The organism is Streptohalobacillus salinus, from assembly GCF_003201605.1.
GTDB lineage: Bacteria > Bacillota > Bacilli > Bacillales > Amphibacillaceae > Streptohalobacillus > Streptohalobacillus salinus.
Genome location: NZ_QJJR01000007.1, coordinates 85,429 through 107,682, shown reverse-complemented (window position 1 = coordinate 107,682; position 22,254 = coordinate 85,429). Strand labels below are relative to the sequence as shown.

General features: G+C 38.4%; 13 protein-coding genes. All 13 read left to right on the top strand.

Annotated features, from left to right (window positions below):
• Nucleotides 1–68: 68 nt before the first annotated feature.
• On the top strand, nt 69–1,409 hold the full coding sequence (locus DES38_RS07635) for an ABC transporter substrate-binding protein (protein ID WP_110251522.1): 1,341 nt from the start codon (nt 69–71) through the stop codon (nt 1,407–1,409).
• Between the two features lie 77 nt (nt 1,410–1,486).
• Nucleotides 1,487–2,380: a carbohydrate ABC transporter permease gene (locus DES38_RS07630; RefSeq protein ID WP_110251521.1), complete on the top strand. Its 894-nt coding sequence runs from the start codon at nt 1,487–1,489 to the stop codon at nt 2,378–2,380.
• Nucleotides 2,381–2,385: 5 nt separating this feature from the next.
• A complete protein-coding gene (locus tag DES38_RS07625) occupies nt 2,386–3,231 on the top strand; it encodes a carbohydrate ABC transporter permease (protein WP_110251520.1) in 846 nt (281 codons plus the stop codon).
• A 264-nt stretch (nt 3,232–3,495) separates the two neighbouring features.
• Nucleotides 3,496–6,663, top strand: coding sequence for a hypothetical protein (locus DES38_RS07620; protein ID WP_110251519.1), 3,168 nt, complete (start codon nt 3,496–3,498; stop codon nt 6,661–6,663).
• A gap of 142 nt (nt 6,664–6,805) precedes the next feature.
• Nucleotides 6,806–7,447: a YesL family protein gene (locus DES38_RS07615; protein WP_110251518.1), complete on the top strand. Its 642-nt coding sequence runs from the start codon at nt 6,806–6,808 to the stop codon at nt 7,445–7,447.
• A 72-nt stretch (nt 7,448–7,519) separates the two neighbouring features.
• Nucleotides 7,520–10,303, top strand: a complete 2,784-nt coding sequence (locus DES38_RS07610; RefSeq protein ID WP_110251517.1) for a glycoside hydrolase family 3 protein — start codon at nt 7,520–7,522, stop codon at nt 10,301–10,303.
• Between the two features lie 212 nt (nt 10,304–10,515).
• Entirely contained in the window at nt 10,516–14,205 is a 3,690-nt protein-coding gene (locus tag DES38_RS07605; RefSeq protein WP_110251516.1) for a carbohydrate binding domain-containing protein, read from the top strand.
• A 496-nt stretch (nt 14,206–14,701) separates the two neighbouring features.
• Entirely contained in the window at nt 14,702–16,636 is a 1,935-nt protein-coding gene (locus DES38_RS07600) for a BglG family transcription antiterminator (RefSeq protein ID WP_110251515.1), read from the top strand.
• Nucleotides 16,620–17,093: a PTS sugar transporter subunit IIA gene (locus DES38_RS07595; protein WP_211305844.1), complete on the top strand. Its 474-nt coding sequence runs from the start codon at nt 16,620–16,622 to the stop codon at nt 17,091–17,093. The genes DES38_RS07600 and DES38_RS07595 overlap by 17 nt, the downstream gene beginning before the upstream one ends.
• A gap of 41 nt (nt 17,094–17,134) precedes the next feature.
• A complete protein-coding gene (locus DES38_RS07590; RefSeq protein WP_110251513.1) occupies nt 17,135–17,449 on the top strand; it encodes a PTS fructose transporter subunit IIB in 315 nt (104 codons plus the stop codon).
• 21 nt (nt 17,450–17,470) lie between these two features.
• Nucleotides 17,471–18,535, top strand: a complete 1,065-nt coding sequence (locus tag DES38_RS07585) for a PTS fructose transporter subunit IIC (RefSeq protein WP_110251512.1) — start codon at nt 17,471–17,473, stop codon at nt 18,533–18,535.
• Between the two features lie 21 nt (nt 18,536–18,556).
• Nucleotides 18,557–19,834, top strand: coding sequence for a class II D-tagatose-bisphosphate aldolase non-catalytic subunit (locus DES38_RS07580; RefSeq protein ID WP_110251511.1), 1,278 nt, complete (start codon nt 18,557–18,559; stop codon nt 19,832–19,834).
• A gap of 115 nt (nt 19,835–19,949) precedes the next feature.
• Complete coding sequence (gene tkt / locus DES38_RS07575) at nt 19,950–21,950, top strand: transketolase (protein ID WP_110251510.1); 2,001 nt, start codon at nt 19,950–19,952, stop codon at nt 21,948–21,950.
• Nucleotides 21,951–22,254 lie beyond the last annotated feature (304 nt).

Genomic DNA, 22,254 nt, shown 5'->3' with positions numbered 1-22,254 from the left:
GCTTTTGATAAATGGCTTTTCTACGCAGTAGAAGCCGAATAAAAATTATAAGAAATGGGTGATTTAGAATGAAAAAAGTATTATTATTTCTATTGATTTCTGTTTTGACACTTGGTCTAGCTGCTTGTGGCGATGATGATTCTAGTAACGGATCGAGTGACGATAACTCAGGTGATAAAGAAACACTGACGGTTTGGTCATTTACGGATGAACTTGAACCAGCGATTGAAGCGTTTAAAGAAGAGCATGATGTTGATGTTGAATTAACCATTGTTCCAATTGAAGACTATCCAACACGTTTAAGACCAGTATTAGAAAGTGGTCAAGGCGCACCAGATATTTTCACAGGTGAACTCGTTTTTGTTAAAGAATGGATTGAACAAGGTTACTGGGAAACATTAAACCAAGAGCCATATAATGTGGAAGAAATTTCAGACGATTTTGTTGAATATGTTTATGAATTAGGTCGTAACTCTTCAGGTGAAGTTAAGGCGTTGTCTTGGCAAACAACACCAGGTGGCATCTTCTATCGTAGAAGTATTGCTGAAGAGGTGTTAGGAACAGATGATCCTGAAGCAGTTGGCGAAATGTTCGCTACACGTGATGCAATGTTTGAAACTGGCGCAAAACTAAAAGACGCTGGTTACCGTTTATTCCCGGATGAAGGCGCTGTACGTTGGTTCGCACAAGGTCAAGATCCAGAACCATGGGTAAACGAAAATGATGAACTTATCATGACTGAAGGTCGTTTAAACCACTTTGATTACGCAAAAGAATTACGTGAAGAAGATTTAACTGCATTTGCACCAGAATGGTCACCGGCTTGGTTTGCTGCAATGGACGGACCAATCAACTATAATGCTGGATGGGACGAAGTTGATGCAGAAGCAACAACAGAAGTTGAAGTATTCTCTTATGCTCTACCTACTTGGGGATTACACAGTGTACTTAAGCCTAACGTAGAAGATACTGCAGGCGACTGGGCAGTAACAAGCGGTCCAAACCCATACTTCTGGGGTGGTACATGGTTAGGTATGTATAGTGGTTCTGAAAATAAAGATTTAGCATGGGAATTCATTCAAATGATGACGCATGATGAAGAATTCTTGACGGATTGGGCACTTGAAACGGGTGACGTTCTATCTTACCTACCTGTAACGGATAAAATTAAAGATGATTTCTCTGAGGATTTCTTAGGTGGTCAAAATAACTACACATTCTTCTTAGAAGAAGCACAAAAAATTGATGCAAGTGTCGTTACGCGTTACGATCAACAAATTGATACGATGTTTGGTAGTATGGTAACAGAGTATGTCGAAGGTGTTAAAACAAAAGAAGAAGCAGTTCAAGAGTTTTATAACTTAGTCAGAAACTCTTATCCGCAAATTACAACACCAGATCAACAATAACAATAAATAATTAAGCAATAAGAGGAGTAATAAAGTGCTTACTCCTCTTATTGCTTTATAGAGAGGGGAAACAGTTTATGCAAAGCAAACTTAACAAATATGGTTATGTCTTTATTTTGCCTTTCTTCATCGTTTTTGCCACTTTTACGATTTATCCTATCATTCTTACCTTCTACTATAGCTTTACGAGTTACAGTGGTTTTGGTGATGCTGCGTTCATCGGTTTTGATAATTACCAACGGTTACTGACAGATAGTTATTTTTGGGAAGCCTTTTACAATACCATCTATATTTGGGGGATAAATTTTGGTTTCCAATTAGGGATTGCATTATTACTGGCCATTTTATTTTCAGATATTCGATTGAAAATGAAAGGATTAAGCTTTTTCAGAGCAGCATTTTACTTGCCAAACTTGATCACTATTGCATCGGTTGCCCTTCTATTTGGTATATTACTTGGTTGGCACCACGGTACAATTAATCATATCTTACTTGATTTAGGCTTTATTTCAGAACCTATTAATTGGTTGAATAATCCAACAACTGCACGGTGGTCAGTCGCTCTTATTGGTGCTTGGATGTGGTTTGGACATACATTCATCATCTTGATGGCTGGGATCTCCGGTATTTCAAATGATTATTTTGAGGCAGCACTAATTGATGGTGCGAGTCGGTTACAAATGTTCTTTAAAATCACCTTACCTTTACTAAAACCGATCATGTTGTATGTATTGATTACCTCATTAATCGGAGGATTACAAATCTTCGATTTACCGATGTTATTAACAGACGGACGAGGCGCACCACAAGGGTCATTAAATACGATGGTGCTTTATTTGTACAATCAAGCGTTTAGAGTAAATAATTATGGTTATGCGGCAGCGATTGCTTATGGACTATTCATCATTACCGTATGTTTTTCTCTTATAACCTTTAAAGCCATGTACAGAAAAAGCGTCAAGGGGGAATAGCGATCATGAATGAACAAACAAAGAAAAAAAATAAAATTATAAAATCAATATTTTATACATTGCTCGTTTTATTAGTGATCATTAGCTTTATTCCGTTTTATATGATGATTGTTAATGCGACACGGTCAAATGCAGATATTTTAAGAAATGGATTCACTTTAATACCAGGGCAAGCCATTGTTGATAACTATAATGTTCTATTAGAATATATGAACCTTTGGCGCGGATTTGCGAACAGTTTAATTGTTGCGTTAGCTGTAACTGTTTTGAGTTCGTATTTCTCAGCACTAACCGCATTTGGGTTTTCTGTTTACAAATTTAAAGGTAGTAACTTTTTATTTGTAACAATCTTAGTATTGATGATGGTACCAGGGCAATTAGGTTTAATTGGCTTTTATGACATTATGAGAACCTTTGGTTTCTTGGATACGTACATTCCGTTAATTGTCCCGCCAATTGCATCAACCTTTACTGTGTTCTTCCTCAGACAATTCTTATCGTCAGTTTTACACAGCTCATTAATTGAAGCAGCCCGAATTGATGGTGCCCATGAGTTCACGATCTTCCATAAAATTGGAGTGCCAATGATGATGCCTGCGATTTCTACCATGGCAATCTTCTCATTCATTGGTTCATGGAATAACTATATCTTACCTTTAGTTGTATTATTTAGTCCTGAAAAATACACGTTACCCGTTATGATGGGGGCATTAAGAGGCTCACAAGTTGCGCAAAACTTAGGGGCAATGTATCTCGGGATTGCGATTTCAGTTGTTCCGATCATGACTGCATTTATCTTCTTGTCTAAATACATTATCAGTAGTATATCTGCTGGGGCGGTTAAAGAATAATAAAAGAGGACTTGCCGCTGTGTAGCACGTAACGTTTAGGAGAGCGGCTACATTAAGCGGACGATGATGAGAATTTTAACTAACGAATATGACTTAAAAGCAAAACTTACAAGATTGAACTAGGTTTTGCTTTTAAGTATTTTTAAGGTAATGCATTAAACGCGCCTGACGAAAGCGCATGTTTGAAACATCGAGTTATAGTACAGTAACTGAATAAACAGCCCTCAAGTTCAGGGCATTAATAACAGTTTTCGGAGGTTTAATATGTATAAATTAAATGAAAATAATGACTTTCAAATTCAGCAATATCAACAAAAAGCAACGTTCTCAAGCTTCTTACCTGGCATTGCCGGCGTCGATGGAATACCAATGTGGGCGTTTTATGTTAATCGTGGGCAAGGGATCGCAAGCTTTGGTGTTCAAGATAAAGACCATGCCATTATGGAATTTTTACCTGCAGATAAATCTTATCAATTTGTCCAAGTTCAAGGGTTTCGAACATTCATTAAAATAATTGAAGATGGATCTGAAGTTGTGGTTGAACCATTTTCAAATCAACAGACCACGCCAACCGAAACCATGTACATTTCTGAAAATAAACTTATGTTGGAATATGTGGATGAAGTGTTACAACTCAAAATGAAGGTCGAATACTTTATTCTTCCAGAATCTCCAGTCGCAGGTTTAGTGAGACATGTTACCTTAGAAAACACAGCCACAACAGAACGTCAATTCGAACTACTTGATGGTTTGCCAAGCGTATTTCCAAGTGGCGTTGGAAATGCTGCCTATAAAGAGTTAGGCAACACGATTAAAAGCTGGTTTGATGTTGAGAATTTAGAACATCACATACCGTTTTATAAGCTGCGCGGAAGCATGGAAGATACCGCTGAGGTTAAAGTAGTGAATCAAGGTAACTTCTTTAAATCGATGATTCATTATCGTGGTGATGTCGAACTAAATCAACCAATCGTTGATCGAGATGTTATTTTCGGCACCGATACGGCGTTACAAGTTCCAGTGAATTTTATTAAAAACAACTTGAATGACCTGAAAAAACAACAGGCCGTTACAACAAATAAAGTATCGGGTGGTTTTGCCGCTAAGCAGTTTTCGCTAAACGCAAACGAAGCTGTTGAGTTATACACAGTTGTCGGGCAAGCCAGCCATATTGATAAGGTCAATGCGTATGTAAAAAACGACATAACGTTCGCACGTTTAAAGGCCATGCAAAAAACAGCAACAACAATTACTGATAAAATAACCGCACCAATTAACTGTCAGACAGGCGATAAGGTTTTTGATGCATATAGTCGACAAAGCTATTTGGATAATGGCTTAAGAGGGGGGTTCCCCTTTGTCTTTGAAGATGAAGATAAGCAAAATTTATATTATTTATATTCTCGGAAGCATGGCGATTTAGAACGAGATTATAATTTCTTTAGCATCAGTCCAACGTTTTATTCACAAGGAAATGGGAATTACCGAGATATCAATCAAAATCGCCGCTGTGATGTGTTTTTTGAACCGCGCGTGAAAGATTATAATATCAAAATGTTTATGAATTTAATTCAGTTAGATGGTTATAACCCTCTCGGTGTAAAAGGGGTTCGCTTCCAGTTAACGAATGATCGCTTTGAGTTTGCTCGCTATCTGGATGATGCTGACCAAGAGAAGGTCAAAAAATTCTTTATGACGCCGTTCACACCAGGTGAGTTGAAGCATTTTGTTGAAGATGAAGCGATTACAATAACTATTGATTTCAATACGTTCCTCGCGCGAGTATTAAGTGACTCCGAGCATTTGTTCCAAGCAGAATTTGGTGAAGGTTATTGGGTCGATCACTGGACGTATAATTTAGATTTAATCGAAAGCTTTTTAGCCATTTATCCAGATAAAGTCGCTACACTTTACTTTAATAATGACTATCAATATTTTGAAAGCCCAGCGCGCGTAAAAGCACGTCGTGATAAATATGTGTTGAACAATGGGCACTTACGTCAATATGATGCAGTCTATGAAGATGAAGTAAAAGAACAGGAAGCTAAAAAGCATCAAGGTGTGATGTGGATTAAAACAAATTATGGTCAAGGTGAGTTGTATAAAACCAGTCTCTATGCGAAATTATTTGTTTTAGGTCTGGTGAAGACCGCAACCCTAGCACCACAAGGCCTTGGTGTAGAGATGGAAGCAGGGAAACCGGGTTGGAACGACTCATTAAATGGGTTACCAGGAATGGTTGGCGCGAGTACATCTGAACTTTATGAAGTAAAACGCCTATTCGCGATGCTGTTAGCGGTTAATGATGACGAGGCCGTTGTTTCCTTACCTAAAGAAGTGGTAGGACTCATTGATGCCATGCTAGAAGCACTTGAAGACTTACAACAATCACGCTTAACCGAAGATCAGTATTGGCATGAGGTTGCAACCGCTAGAGAAACATACCGAGAAACAATCTATGGTGGCATTAGTGGTGAAGAGGTGTCATATCGTGTTGATGAACTGCAAGTGATTATTGAGCGTCTTAACGCGCGGGTAGAAGCAGGGATTAAAAACGTGCGAGCTGTAGATGATGCCTTAGTACCAACATATTTCTATTTTGTTCCTAAAAATGATTTAACAAACGGGTTGCCTGAGGTTGCAGAACTTGAGTGGGAGGCAAAACCGGTGACGCCATTCTTAGAAGGAATTGTTAAATCATTAAAACTGACAGAGGACCAAGCTGACGCCAAACGTATTTATCAAGCTGTTAAGTCCTCAGCCATTTATGACCAAAAGTTGGGGATGTATAAAACATCCATGTCAATTGCTGAAGAATCGAATGAACTGGGACGAGCAAATGCGTTCACACCAGGTTGGTTAGAGAATGAATCGGTCTTCTTGCATATGGAATATAAATATTTACTGGCAACATTAAAATCAGGTTTAGCAACAGATTTCTATCAAGATATAAAAACAGCACTGATCCCGTTCTTAGACCCGGAAGTGTATGGGCGTAGTACGTTAGAGAATAGTTCCTTTATTGCAAGCAGTGCAAACCCTAATAAAGACCTTCATGGGCGTGGATTTGTCTCGCGGTTAAGTGGATCAACAATTGAATTTATGAATATGTGGTTTGTGATGATGACAGGTGGAAAACCGTTTACAGTGAAAGGTAATCAATTAACATTTTCGCTTGCCCCGATTCTACCACGTTGGATGTTTAAAGCAGATGGTGCGTTAAGTTACACATTCCTTGGCCAGTGTCAAGTTACGTATCTGAACGCAACAAACGCTGATACCTTTGGTAAGGAAGCAGTTCAACCAAACGTGTACGTCTTGACCTATACAAATGGAGCGACGGTAACAATCAAAGCGCGTGATGTGGAAGGTCAGTATGCAGAAGATATTAGAAATGGAAACGTAAGTGAGATGGTTGTTACGCTTGCTTAAATGAATAAGGGGTAGGAAACGCTGCCCCTTATTCAATAAGTATCCATGCAAAAAAATAAAAGATAAGTAATGGTACATAGAGCGCGTTATCGAACCAAGAGGTAGACCCTGTATCATATAATTAGATGAGAGAGGTGATGAAATGCAAACCGAGGGCTTTTTTGTAAAATTATATTTTTGGCTTGATCAGTTCATGAAAATTGCTTATGTAAATCTTTTATGGCTAGTTTTTTCTTTAATTGGATTAGGTGTATTTGGTGTATTACCTGCCTTTGTTGCTGTATTAACAATCATTCGCAAGTGGATGATGAAGGATACAGATGTACCGATTTTCCAAACGTTTTTAGCGGCGTTTAAGCAAGCCTTTATCAAAGCAAATCTTTCAGGTTTGATTTTTGCTTTTATCTATTTCATTTTATCAGTGAATTATCAATATATGATGACACTTTCAGGTGCCCTACAAGTTGTTATGGCTGCAGCGTTTGGTATGAACGCCATCTTATTTTTTGTGACACTTGTCTACTTCTATCCTGTTTATGTCCATTATGATCTTCGATTGTGGGGCTATTTTAAACAAGCCTTTTTATTTGGCTTGATTCATATTCACTATGTTTTAGTCATAGGGATCCTTATTTATGGTCTTTATCATTTGTTCGTGGTCATTCCTGCGATTATTCTCATGTTTAGTCCTATTCTACTTGGCTTGATCCTGATGCCAATCACGTTATTATCTTTTAAGAAAATCGAGAAAAAAAAGCAAAACATTGCTGAAACGAATACCTGAACAATCCGATCATCAATACATGCGAAACAATGCCTGCGCTCACTATTATTTAAAATGTCTGGAGGACTAATCATGACCAATCAAACACAGTCCATAGCTGGATTTGCTGAATTTAGTCGTAAAGCTGCAGCTGAAGGTGCAGTGTTATTAAAAAATGATTTTCACACCTTACCACTTAAAACCGGGGAACACATTTCAATATTTGGAAGAAGTCAAATTGATTTCTACCGGAGTGGCACGGGTTCTGGTGGTAGTGTGAATGTTGCTTATAGTATTGATTTACTAGAGGGACTCATCAATAAACAATCAATCAGTGTGAATGAAGAACTCGCAGATACGTATAAAACCTGGATTAATCATCACCCGTTTGATAATGGCGGTGGTGGATGGGCACAAGAACCGTGGTTCCAAAAAGAAATGCCACTAACTAAAGCAATTGTTGAACAAGCCAGTCGTAAATCATCCAAAGCAATTATCGTACTAGGACGTACTGCGGGTGAAGATAAAGATAATCAAGATGAACCAGGTAGTTATCAATTAACCAAAGATGAAAGACAGATGTTAACGTTAGTAACGGAGTCATTTGATCAGGTAATTGTTGTGTTAAATGTATCGAATATTATAGATATGGCTTGGTTAACGGAAGCACCGTTTGCCGATGCCATTCAAAGTGTCCTATACGTATGGCAGGGTGGTATGGAAGGTGGCAACGCAGCTGCTGATATTTTAGTCGGTAACGTTACACCGAGTGGAAAGTTAACCGATACGATTGCATATTCGCTAGAAGATTATCCGTCGACAGAAAACTATGGCGATGCGATTAAAAATTATTATGTCGAAGATATTTATGTAGGCTATCGCTATTTTGAAACGTTTTGTCCAGACAAGGTTCAATATGAATTTGGGTTTGGGTTATCGTATACAGACTTTAGTTTAGAAACAACGCGTGCGACCGTTTATCATCAGGCGGGGGAAGCCTATTTAGAAGTCAGTGTAAAGGTAAGTAATACTGGCCAAACTTTTGCCGGTAAAGAAGTTGTACAACTTTATGCCGAAGCACCTCAAGGGCTGTTAGGTAAACCGAAACGCAGTTTGATTGGTTTTGAAAAAACCAATCAACTTGAACCTGGAGAAAGTGAAGAGGTTCAAATCCATGTGCCCCTTAGTCGCTTAGCATCCTATGATGACGCAGGGCTGACAGGTCACCGCTCAAGTTATGTATTAGAAGCAGGTCACTATCATATTTTTGTTGGGACAAGTGTTAAAGCACTGGATAGGGTTGCAATTGATCATCAACCAGCATTAGTCATTGACCAATTAGAAGTTATTGAAACGCTTGAAGAAGCTCTTGCTCCTGTTGAATATTTTAAACGGATGAAACCGGGCGACCTGACAGCTGATGGGTCATACCAGCTAACTTATGAAGCAGTCCCGCAACGACAGATATCACTGGCATCACGTATTGATGCGAACTTACCTAAAGAAATTGAACAGACTGGGAATAAAGGCTATACCCTACAAGATGTAAATGATAAGAAAGTAAGCATGCAAACATTTATTGCGCAATTAAATGATGAGCAATTAGCAACAATCGTCCGCGGAGAAGGAATGAGTAGTCCTTTAGTGACCCCAGGTACAGCTTCGGCATTTGGAGGTGTGAGCGATGATTTATTCAATTATGGAATTCCAATTGCTTGTACAGCCGATGGGCCATCAGGCTTGCGGATGGAAAGTGGTGCGTACTCAACACAAGTGCCAATCGGCACTTTACTAGCAGCGACGTGGAATACAGCACTTGTAGAAGAATTGTATACCTTTGAAGGGCAAGAAATGCTCGTTAATCAGGTTGATATCCTTCTAGGGCCAGGCATGAATATTAGACGTAGCCCATTGAACGGTCGTAATTTTGAGTACTTCTCAGAAGATCCTCTGATCACGGGTGCATTTGCAACGGCGGTAACTAGAGGTATTAAAAAATCAGGAACAGAAGCGACATTGAAGCACTTTGCTTGTAATAACCAAGAGAAAGACCGTCACAATGTTGATGCCGTAGTCTCTGAACGAGCGGTGAGAGAGCTATATTTAAAAGGATTTGAAATGGCAGTAAAAGAGGCGTCAGCGCAATCAATTATGACAGCCTATAATCCACTAAATGGTCACTGGACAGCTTCAAATTATGATTTGGCGACAACCATTTTACGAAACGAGTGGGGTTTTAACGGAATTGTTATGACTGACTGGTGGGCGAAGATGAATGATGTAGCTGAAGGAGGCGAAGCCAAGTCAGAATACACAGATCAGATGGTTCGTTCGCAAAATGATTTGTACATGGTGGTGAATAACTACGGAGCTGAAATAAATTCAGGTAATGATAATACACTGTCGTCTTTAGAAAAGGGTACGTTGACGCGTGGCGAACTTCAGCGCGCAGCGACGAACATTTGTACAGTGCTGATGGCGCTTCCCGTCTTTTTACGTAAACAAGAGCTTAACGAGACGGCAGTAATGATCGAACCTAAAGCGACATCAGTGTACAGTGATTCTTATCTGTTGCGCGAAGCCACACAGGTGTTAACAAAGCGTTCAACTGTCACATCACTTGAAGTAAAAACGCCAGGGACGTACCGTATTATTGTAAAATTGATGTCACCCAAGTCTAATTTAGCGCAAACGGCTTGTCAGTTAATGTTGAATGATCACTATGTGACAACCATCCAGACCAACGGTACGGATGGGAACTGGATTAGACAGAAATTAGTTAAAGTTAGTTTAAAACCTGGGTTTTATCTGATGAAATTAGCGGACATAAAAACAGATCTTGAGATTGAATGGATTGAGTTCAAGGCAATAGAATAATCGAAGGACAGACCAGACCTTTAGCGCAGTAAAGGTTTGGTCTTAAAAAAATAATGTAAGCGCTAACTAGTCAGATAATTTTAATTCAAAGCAGTAGTTTCATTTGGGCGTTTTCGAAAGCGCTTTCGTCATTTGAAGGAGGTGATGAACAGGTTATTGGTTTTTAAAATGCACATGCTTGAATACAATAGAATAATGGAGGTTTGACACGGATGATGACACGTTATACGAAGGCAGTATTTGCAATTTTAATTACATTATTGATGGTTTATGGTTTAACACCAACGGAACAAACGGAAGCAGCTGGTGAATGGCAATTAACGTTTGAAGATAATTTTGACGGTACGACTTTAGATACAAACAAGTGGAACTATGATACGGGAAACGGTTTTTATGATGGAGATACCTTTATTTCAGGTTGGGGAAATGAAGAGTTAGAATATTATCAAGAAGATAACGTTCGACTTGAAGATGGGCAGTTGATTATTGAAGGTAAAGAGGAGAGCGTTACTGATGAAACAGGAACGTATGACTATACCTCTGGGAAAATACATACCAAAGGTAAATTCAGTCAAACCTATGGTAGATTTGAGGCGAAAATGTCGCTTCCTGCAGGTCAAGGCTACTGGCCTGCTTTTTGGATGATGCCTGAAAATGATGTGTATGGCACGTGGGCGGCCTCAGGTGAAATTGATATCATGGAAAATAGCGGATCTCATCCAAATAAAATCGGGGGCGCTATTCATTATGGTGCTAAATGGCCGAACAATACGTATACAGCTAAAGATTATCTTTTCCCAGCAGGTCAAGATATTACTGATATGAATGTTTATGCGGTCGAATGGGAACCAGGTGAAATTCGTTGGTATGTAAATGATCAGTTATTCCAGACGTTAAATAATTGGTCGACGACAGATGAAGACCTTGCAACAAAATATGCATATCCCGCCCCTTTTGATCAAGACTTTTACATGATTTTGAATTTGGCCATTGGTGGTTGGTATGGTGGTGCGCCGGATGATACGACTACTTTCCCTGGTGAAATGGTTGTTGATTATGTCCGTGTTTACGAGCGTGCTGGTGAAAACTATCCTGCACCGACAGAACCAGAATTTGAGGCAGAGCCACTACCAGAAGGTGAAAAAGCAGCGATTGATGGTAATTATGTTTATGATCCAACCTATGCGGAAGGATTCACAAACTTAAAGACCAATGATGACGTTAGTCAGCACTGGACAGAACGCGACTGGAATTTTTTGCACTTAGAAGATTTTGGTGGTGATGGTTCAGTCAGTGTAGACACGATTGATGGTGTTCCTTTTGCAAAGGTTGATATTGCAAATCCCGGAAACCAAACGTATTCGATTCAAATGATTCAAAATGTGACAGTTGGCAAAGGGCGTTGGTATAAACTATCGTTTGATGCGAAATCAACCGAAGATCGAGATATAAATATAAAGATTGGTGGTGGCGCTGATCGCGGTTATGTGGCGTACTCACCAAATGCAAATTATGCCTTAAGTGATACCGTGGAAAGTCATGATGTTGTTTTTCAAATGCAACAAGACAGTGATACACGCGCGCGGTTGGAATTTAACTTAGGTACGAACGTTCAACCCGTTTGGATTGGAAATGTGGCGTTAGAAGAAGTAGAGCCTGTCGATGTTTTTAATGAGAATGATCCAAAAAAACCACTTCCAAACGGAAATCATGTTTACAATGGCACGTTTGATTTAGGTAAAATCAATCGCATGACATACTGGACATTTGATGTGCTAAGCGGTCATGCTACAGGAGCAGTTAATGAAGCCACGCGTATGTTTACTGCTTCAATTACCGATGGGGGAACGAAAGCTGATGATCTGCAGTTACATCAAACAGGACTAGATCTCCGAGCGAATGATGAATATGCATTAACATTTGATGCAAAAGCAACAGCAACCCGTACGATTTCGGTGGCTGTGATGAACGATGCTTCCGATATCACGTATTTAGAAAACCAATCGGTTGAATTGACAGAAACGGTCGATACAAAAACGGTTAATTTCACGATGCCAGATGTTAGTGATAATCAAGGGAAATTAGTATTCTTATTGGGTGGTGATGATCCAGCGGTCACAATTGACAATGTGTTTTTAAAGCGGATAACAAATAATAGTGCTGCATTAACAGTTGAAGAAGCTTTTCCATTAACGAACGGAACCTTTAATCTAGGTTTAGACAAATGGAGCATTCACAATCAAGGCGATCATGAACCTTCTTCTGAAGCGAGTGTGTCAGTTGTTGATGGTAAATTTGTTGCAAACGTGATGGATAACGGTACTGAGCCGTGGCACATCATGCTTATGCAAAATGATTTAACACTACTTGGGGATCATCGATATGAGTTAATGTTTGATGTCTCATCAACATTAGAACGTCAAATTGATGTGTCGATTGAAAATGCCTCTTACCATCGGTATTTTAGTGAAATCATCACGGTAGGGCCTGAAACAGAAACATTTAGTTATCAGTTTGATATGACTAAAACAGACACAGTTGGCTTGAAGTATTTATTAGGCGCAATTGCCGGTGCAGCGAATTTAGATGCGCATGAGGTTACGATTGATAATGTAAGACTTGAAGTTGTGGGCGAACGTGAGAAGAAATTCTTATTAAGTAATCCGGACTTTGATCACGGTTTAACCGATTGGACAGAACATGTCCAAGGTGTCTATGGCGATAACTCATCAGATGCGACATTTACGGTTGAAGATAAAATGGTGAAAGCGAGCGTAAGTGATACGGGAGAAAATCCATGGGATATCTCCTTCTCACAAGAAGGAAAAACAGTTGAGGCAGGTAAAACGTATTTGGTTCAATTTGATGCTTATGCGACAACAAATCGTAAAATTGAGCTTGTTGTTGATAACGGTGCACCAAGTTATCATCGTTACTTATCAGAAGAAATTGACCTAACAAATAATTTTGACACGTATTCGTTTGAAATGACGATGGAAGCAGCAGATGTTGTAGGTCTTAAATTTTTAATGGGTGCGATTGGCGAAGTTGCTAACTCACATGATATTTTTATTGATAATGTGAGATTTGAAGAAGTAGGTGTACGCGAATACCTTTATGGTTCTGATATTTTAGCAGTTACAGATCAAGCGGTAGAAGCTGTTGGTGAGAATGATGCTTTAACCATCTCCTTCGTTGATCAAGAATACATGAAAACAGTAACGTTAACTGCTAACCAACTAGAAGCACTAAAAGCAAAAAATGCCACCATTATCGTTAAGCGGAAGGATGTTATGGTAGAAATACCAAGTGCGAATCTTTCTGGAGATACGACCATTGAAGTTGTACCTAATGAAGCGAGTGACTTAACCTACACAAATGAAGCGTTAAGTGAGATTTATACCTTTAGTATTACAGCAAATGGTGAGGCAATGACAGCATTTGAAGCAGCTGTCAAATTAAGCTTTTTAGTAGATCATGCAGACATGAATCCTGCTAACCTTGCGGTTTATTATTTTAACCCTGAAACAAAAATGTGGGAAAACGTTGAAGGAAGTTATGAAGATGGCTATGTATCAACAGACGTAACGCATTTTAGTACCTATGCTGTCTTTAGTGAAACAACTTTTGATACAACGGGAGACAATTCGACCGGAGATAACACAACCGGAGACAATTTGAGCGGAGATGATACGACGGGAGATAACACAACCGGAAACAATTCGACCGGAGATGACACAACCGGAGATAACCCGACGGAAGACAACACAACGGACGAAGATAAAGAAGTTGGTGCGGTATTACCTGATACTGCAACACCACTGTATAATTTATTGGTGCTAGGTTTGATCTTGTTACTTGTCGGTTCTGGTGTATACGTTTATTCGAAAAGGCTAATTTGAAGTGTTATCGGATATAATTAGTTAAATATATTAAAAGAAGCATAAGCCTTAGCTGGTTTATGCTTTTTTACTGCGCTTAATTACATACATAGGGTGTATTTATGAAGAACAATAATTGCGAATTAGAAACGAGCTGATTGCTAAATGCTTTTTGCTACTACAATAAAGAATAGAGATATTGCTAAGATGAGAATCCAAGGGGTGATTAACATAGAGAAATATGATAAAAATAATTTATCTAGCTAAATCGGCTAGATATGATAAGCTATTTTAGATGTTAAATAGAATGATAAAAGCACTAGTATTAAAAAAGTTTAAACTTTAGATCAACAGTTTTTGATAGTTTAAGATTAGAAATTGCAACAAGTGATATTTGGTGAAAGAAACTTGTTGAAAGGAATTGTAATATTCAAAAAAAGATGTCATCGCTATAATGAAGTTGTGCCGATGATAACGCTATCAAATTTAAGTAGTTAAGTTAGGAAGTGTGTATCATATGTTAACTGAAAGGCAAAAAAGATTATTCGAATTATTGGTTTCTCAGCAAGATTTCCAGACTGTAGAGTTTTTTTCTTCAAAGTTGGGCGTTTCATCCCGTACGGTTCACTCTGAGTTAGAAGAAGTACAAAAACACATTGAAAGAAAAGGAGGCATACTTGAAAAAAAGAGAGGTGTAGGCATTCTTTACAAAAAAGATCATGAGACAGGAACACCCCCGTCACTAGAAAATGAAGATCTATATAACTTGAAAAACCGCCGAATGAAAATTATGGAGTTATTACTGTTTAGTGATCGTAAAGTTAGCTTTAATTCTTTGTCAGAAAAATTCTTAGTAAGTAAAACATCCATTATAAAAGATTTAGAGTTTATCATGAGTATTCTAAAAATAGATTCAAATCTGCAACTGAAAAGTGATATTACTGGGACTGAACTTTTCGGTAATGAAGAAGATATTCAGAAAGCACATTTGCAATTTGTGCGTTACGTTCTCCATGCATCGGACTATTGTCCAGATGATGTGGTCGAAAAGAAAATAAAATTATTAGAAGGTTTTTATGGTTCTCAAGTGATTTCGGTATGTTCAAACATTTTATACTCTTTTATTAGAGAAAATTTAAATGCTATTTCTGATCACTATATTCAAAACATGTTAAACATATTTGTGGTTTTAGTATACAGAATATCTAATGGACACCATATTAAACATAATAATAATCGCTTGATGACAGGCAATCAACAATTTTTTGATGATAGCGCAGTGAAAATGATACACAAAGCAAGTCTTCGTCTCGGTTTCTCTTATGAAAATACCGACGTTGAATATTTATCAATGCATTTAGTATCAAATCGAGTTAAACCGGTTCCGGATGAACGAATCGATACAGATGTAACTGAAGCATTGATTGAAAAAGTCTCGGCATTATTAAGCATTAACTTTTCAGATGATGCGAAGCTGGAAGATCAGTTAAAAAAACATATACCAGCGATGATTTATCGATTAAAGTCTCACAATAAGACAGACAATCCATTCGTAAATCAGATTAAACAAGAATTTTCATTAACATTTAATGTTATTTGGTTAGCCGTGAGTGAATTTGAAGAACAACTCCAAGTGACATTTAATGAGGAAGAAATATCTTTTCTTACAATGTATTTTCAGGCAGCGATCGAAAGAGCAAACCGGAATAAAAAGCTACTAATTATTTGTCAAATGGGAATTGCAACATCTGAACTTTTAATGAATCGGATTAAGAATGTTATTCCTTCACTTGACCGTGTTGAAGTGGCTTCTCTTCCAGAACTAGAACAAATGGACATTAAAGCCTTTGACCTAATTATATCCACAATTAAAATTAACGTTCCGGACGTTCCGGTTATTCTTGTATCACCGCTGCTTACAAATGAAGATGTAGAAAAAATCAAACAGTCGGGATACAGACCAAGTATGGTGAAGCAGCAGCCTCAAGCGTTTGTTGGAAGTGAGCTTGGCAAGCATCTAAATAAAGAAATGATTGTCTATCAATCAGATTTTTCAACGCGTGAAGACCTTATCAACACGGTGGGTCAATCACTTATTGATAACAGGTACGTAACGGAAGCATTCATTGAAAGTTTAAAGGAGCGGGAGAAATTAGGGGGCACAGACTTGCCTTCTGGAACAGCGACGCCCCACGGAAACCCGACATTTGTGAATGAAACGATAGTAGCGTTAGTTAAAAATAAGAAAAAGATCAAATGGGACAAGTATTATGTTGATATAGTTTTCGTCATTTGTATTGCCCCAAAAGATAAACAACTTACGCGTAGTCTATTATCTGATGTTTATAACGTTGTGGATAATAAAAAAGTTTTGAGTGAGTTAAGAAAACAAAAAAGTAAACAAGCATTTATTAATGTACTAGGGAGTGATGAATTTGACCAGCTTAGATGAGGATAAGTTAGAAGTAATATCAGAAAGGTTAATTTCTGTAGATTGTCACGTGTCGACAAGAGAAGAAGCGCTTAAATATCTAATCACTCAAGTTAAGCAAGAAAATTATGTTGATGATGGTGACCGGTTTTTTCAAGCAGTGATGGAAAGGGAAAAAGAAGCTTCAACAGCTATTGGTGATTTAATAGCCATTCCACATGGAAAAACAGATGTTGTCAAAAGGCCATTTGTAGCTTTCCTAAGATCGGACCAAGCGTTTCGGTGGTCTGATGCATCAACGGAAGCGGCTCAATTAATATTTTTAATTGGGGTACCAAAAGAAAGTGAAAGCAAATTACATTTAAAAATAATTTCAGAATTAAGTAAAAAACTACTGGATGAAGCCTTTAAAGAGAAGTTAATGACCTATACGAATCCTAAAGAAATATATGCCTTGTTAAATGCAATTAACGTTTAAAGGGTGGATGCAAGTCAATAAAAACGAAGGAGGAAGTAGTTATGAAAATTGTAGCAGTTACGGCGTGTCCAACGGGTGTGGCTCATACTTACATGGCTCAGGAGGCAATTGAAAAGGAATGCAGAAAAAGAGGTTACGACGTTAAGGTGGAGACGCAGGGAAGTATGGGAATTGAAAATGAATTAGAGCAGGAAGACGTCGATGAAGCAGATCTTGTCATTTTAGCTATTGCAATTGGAATTGAAGGGGAAGAACGCTTTGAAGACAAGGAAGAACAAGGAAAAGTTATTACTGTCGAGCCAGGAGAAGCTATCAAACGACCAGCTGAACTACTGAATAAAGCAGAAAATCTTTAGTGAAAAAAAGGAGGAGAAAAAATGAGTAAAAAATCAAGCATGTTTAAAGAGCTACAAAAAGCTTTTAATACCGGTGTATCTTACATGATTCCTGCCGTTGTAGTTGGTGGTGTATTCTTAGCGATTGCACTAGCAACAGGAACAGCAACGGATGCTGGAATGGAAGTAACAAATCCATTTATGCAAAATCTATTAGACTTAGGTATCTCAGGGTTCTCTATGATGATTCCGATTCTTTCGGGTTATATTGCTTATTCTATAGCAGGTAAGCCTGCTCTGGCTCCAGGTTTCATCTTAGGTTATGTTGCGAACAACCCGATTGGAGAATCTCAAGTACAAACAGGTTTCCTTGGGGCAATGATTTTAGGTGTTGCGGTAGGGTATTTCGTTAAGTGGTGTAAAACATGGAAGGTAGCACCAACAATTCGAACAATCATGCCTATCTTAATTATTCCAGTGCTAACAACATTTCTTTTAGGTATGGTCTATATCTATGTAATCGCTGTACCAATTGGTGGATTCATGGATTGGCTAGTTGTTGCGTTGAGTGAGATGCAAGGCAGCAGCGCAATTGTTTTAGGCTTAGTTATTGGTGCAATGACGGCCATTGATATGGGTGGACCTATTAATAAGACTGCCACAGCCTTTACATTAGCTTTAATGGCTGAAGGGGTTTATGCACCAAATGGTGCACACAGAATTGCAGTAGCGATTCCGCCATTAGCTTTAGCAATTTCTACGTTCATTGACAAGAAGAAGTATACAACAGAAGACCGGGAACTGGGTATGCCAGCATTCTTTATGGGGTTAATTGGTATTACAGAAGGTGCTATTCCTTTCGCTGTAAAAGATATTAAACGCGTGTTACCAGCGATTATCATTGGTAGTGCAGTTGGTGGGGCGTTAGGGATGATGAATGGTGTTGAAACATTGGTACCACATGGTGGTTTAATCGTGTTACCAGTTGTAAACGGAAAACTATGGTTCTTCTTAGCAATGCTAATTGGTACGTTAGTTTCAGTGGCGATTCTTCACTTCACCAAACCAAATGTAGAAAAAGCAGAAAAAGTAGAAACAGAAAAATAATAAAAGGGAGCGGATGATCTTATGCATAAATTATCAATTAAAAATACTGTCGAATCACTATTGGAATTACAAGCTGATGGAAAAAGTGCTACGTTATTAGGTATTGGTCCCATGTCAAGAAATTGTGTGCAAGCAACCTTGGAACTATCTAATGAAGATAACTACCCTGTCATGTTTATTGCTAGTCGTAATCAAGTCGATGCCGATGAACTTGGTGGTGGGTATGTGAATGGTTGGAATCAGTTTAGTTTTGCCAAAGCTGTTGAGGAAGTTGCTAAAGCGATTAATTATGATAACATGTACTACTTATGTCGAGATCATGGTGGTCCGTGGCAAAGAGATAAAGAACGTAATGACCACCTTCCAGTTGAGGAAGCAATGGAACTAGGTAAGAAATCGTATGTGGCGGATATTGAAGCGGGCTTTGACTTGTTGATGATTGACCCAACAAAAGATCCTTTTGAGGTTGGTAAAGTCGTTCCATTGAATACTGTTATTGATCGAACCGTTGAGCTCATTGAATTTTGTGAAAAGGAACGCTTATCTCGAAATTTACCTGAGATTGGCTATGAAGTAGGTACAGAAGAAACAAACGGGGGATTAACTTCAACGGAGACCTATGAAACTTTTATTTTAAAACTAAGTGAAGAACTTAAGAAACGCGATTTACCAATGCCTACATTTATTGTTGGTCAAACAGGTACTTTAACGCGTAAGACGGAGCAAGTAGGTAAATTCAATTTTAATAATGCGTTAGAATTAGCCCAAATGGCTAAAAGATATGGTGTCGGATTGAAAGAGCATAATGGCGATTACCTGGATGATGTGTCTTTACTTGAACATATCCCTTCCCAGATTACGGCAACTAATGTAGCGCCGCAGTATGGTACAGAAGAAACACGTGCCTATCTAAAACTGGCAACTGTCGAAGAAAGGTTAGAAACCTATGGTTTAATTAAAAAAAGCTCTAAGGTTAGAGAGACGTTACTTATTAAAGCGATTGAAAGCGAACGTTGGAGAAAATGGATGATGGATGGTCAAAAAGATTTGACGGTTGAACAAATTCTCAAGAGCAATGACGACGCGTTACGTCGTGAGATTCTAGATATTGCAGGTCACTATACCTTTAATAATGACGAAGTTAAAGCCGAAATTGAAAAAATGTATCAAAACCTTAAAGAGAATAATATTGATGGTCAACGATTCGTTATTGATCATATAAAACGACCAATTCGTGATTATGCAGAAGCCTATAACTTGAAAAATGTTACGTCTAGAATTTTAAAAACCAATCAATAATAAAAATACTTGGCTGGAAGTCTCTAATATTGAGGTATCAACAACAAAAGATAAGACTGAATATTCAAAAAATAAAAACCGAATATGACTGTTCAGAGAAGGAAGGAGATAGTCAATGTTTGAATCAATCGATGTAAAAGCTATAAATACAATCAGATCGCTAAGCATTGATGCGGTAGAAGCAGCAAATTCAGGTCACCCAGGACTACCCCTGGGTGCCGCGCCAATGGCATATGTACTCTGGTCAAAATTCTTAAAAATCAATCCATCAACAAGTAAAGCGTGGAACAACAGAGATCGTTTTATTTTGTCAGCAGGACATGGGTCAGCGCTGCTATATAGTTTACTGCATTTAGCGGGTTATGATGTAACAACAGAAGACCTTAAGTCATTTAGACAAAAAGATTCTAAAACACCTGGGCATCCAGAAGTTAATCATACAGATGGTGTCGAAGCGACGACGGGTCCATTGGGCCAAGGAATCGGTATGGCAGTTGGGATGGCAATGGCAGAAGCGCATCTAGCTGCAGTGTATAATGCCCCTGGCTTTCCAATTGTTGATCATCACACGTATAGTATTTGTGGTGATGGAGATTTAATGGAGGGTGTTGCACAAGAAGCGTGCTCACTAGCAGGTCATCTTGGTTTAGGGAAATTGGTACTGCTTTATGATTCTAACGATATTTCGCTTGATGGACCCACTAACAAATCATTTACGGAAGATACTAAAGCAAAGTTTAAAGGATATGGCTGGCAGTATATTTTAGTTGAAGATGGTAATGATTTATCATCCATATATCAAGCGATTGACAAAGCTAAAGCAGAAACAGAGAAACCAACGATTATCGAGGTAAAAACGGTTATTGGTTTTGGTTCATCTAATCAAGGGACTGCTAAAGTCCATGGTGCACCTTTAGGAAAAGAAGATGTGGCGCGTATAAAAGCGTCATACGGTTTTGAGAAACTGAAAGCATTTGAAGTTTCGGAAGAAGTGAAGAATCATTTTTATGATGAGATTGTTGACAAAGGAAAAAAGGCAGAAAAAGCATGGAATGAACTGTTTGACAAGTATACGAAAGCTTATCCAAAGTTGGCCGCTCAGTATCTTTCAGCGCATGGGAATGACCTGCCGGAAAATTGGGTGAACCATCTCCCAACTTTTGAAGAAAGTTATCAATCGGCTAGTCGTGTGACAAGCTCGGAAATCATTCAATCACTTGCAGAAAATATCCCATATTTATGGGGCGGATCTGCAGACTTATCTTCTTCAAACCATACAATGATTAAAGGTGCAGCTGATTTTGGTAAAGAAAATTATCAAGGAAGAAACATATGGTTTGGCGTCCGAGAGTTTGCGATGGCAGCAGCTGCAAATGGTATTCAGCTCCATGGTGGATCAAGGGTTTATTGTGGGACGTTTTTTGTATTTGTTGATTACTTAAAAGCTGCAATTCGATTAAGCGCGATACAAAATAATCCAGTCACCTATGTCTTGACACATGATTCGATTGCTGTTGGTGAAGATGGTCCAACGCATGAACCAGTAGAACAGCTGGCGAGTCTTAGAAGTATACCGAATATAAATGTGATAAGACCTGCAGATGGCAACGAAACGTTAGTCGCGTGGAAGATTGCGATGGAAGCTCAATCAACACCGACAGTACTCGTTTTGAGTCGCCAAAATCTACCTTTAATTCAGGAAGCTAATGAGTATGCTGAAGAAGGAGTCAGAAGAGGTGGGTATACCATTTCTAAACAAAAGGGTGAATATCCAGACGGTATATTGATTGCAACCGGCTCTGAAGTGAAACTAGCGTTGGAAGCTCAGAAACAGTTATTATCAGAAGCGATGGATGTAGCTGTTGTGTCTTTACCGAGTTTTGAACTGTTTAATCGTCAAAGCGAGGCCTATAAAGAGAGCGTATTACCAAAAAATGTTGAAAAACGACTTGCAATTGAGATGGGATCTAGTTTTGGATGGCACCAGTACACCGGATTCAATGGAAGGATTTGTTCGGTGGATAAATTTGGTGCCAGTGGCCCTGGTCCGGAAATTGTAGAAATGTACGGCTTTACTGTCGAGAAGATTGTTGCGATGTACAAAATGATTGATTAATAGTCCATATGAACACATGGACTGTTGAATGATCTCATTTAGAAACATAAAGGAAAAGGAGCTTATAGATAGTTTATAAGCTCCTTATTTGTTGTGCTTTCCTTTAATCTGCGGTAGCTAAAACTGTTATGAGATTGATGTAACTCTTTCTTACATAAAGATCTGTCGTAAGGCATGAAAAAAACACCTTTGCGTTAAGGTTAGGCGCAAAAAGATTGAAATAATTTAAAAAACATAACCGAATGAGTACGCTTCAAATTATAGTTATTACTTTACAAGTGTTGACTTATATTCAAATGAACAT